The 698-nt window shown below is 44.1% G+C and carries 1 protein-coding gene; it reads right to left on the bottom strand.

Annotated features, from left to right (window positions below):
* Positions 1 to 698: IS110 family transposase (locus tag IEX22_RS16215; RefSeq protein WP_188669268.1), on the bottom strand; the 698-nt coding region annotated here is incomplete at both ends.

Here is a 698-nt window from a genome sequence, read left to right as displayed (position 1 = left end):
GTGTAATAGGGGCGACGCCGATGAGTGAAGCTGCTTGCTTGTTGGTAATGTAGCCTAACTCAGGCACATTGCTGATGATAGACGCAGCGGCGATATTGCCGATACCAGGTACGCTTTGTAAGAGGGTATTTTTAGTTTGGTATTCGGGGCAATCTTCGATGAGTTTGACAAGCTTATTTTCAATCTTTGAGACCTGATTTTTTATCGCAGTCAGGATGGGTGTCATTGTCGAATGTAGGTGCTTAGGCAAAATTTGAATACGATTTTTCTCCATGGTCTGCATCGCGAGCAGCTGATTGCGGCGAATTACTAAGTCACTCATTAAACGTATGTTCTTAGCCTTTATGACCGTCAAATCAGGTTTAATGGCTTCACCATAATGGGCGATAAGCTGTGCATCTAAGCGGTCATTTTTGGCTCTACGACCAATAGCACCGGCAAAGCGTTTGATATGAATAGGATTGGCACGAACAATAGGCAACTTGGCCTCGGTACACGCTAACACGAAGGGCATTTCTAGGCGCCCAGTCGCTTCGATAACGATACGCTGTGGGTTGTGTTTTTTGATAGTAGCTAAGGCTTGTTTGATACCCTTTTCGTTGTTTGGCACGGTAAAAAAGACATCGAATGGACGGATGTAAATGTCGAGCTGTGATTTGCCGGTATCAACACCAATATTAATGTTTTGAAGTGTGTTT

This window comes from Tersicoccus solisilvae, assembly GCF_014643255.1.
GTDB lineage: Bacteria > Actinomycetota > Actinomycetes > Actinomycetales > Micrococcaceae > Tersicoccus > Tersicoccus solisilvae.
Note: the sequence above shows the minus strand (reverse complement) of the source record. Positions and strands in the feature narration are given on the sequence as shown.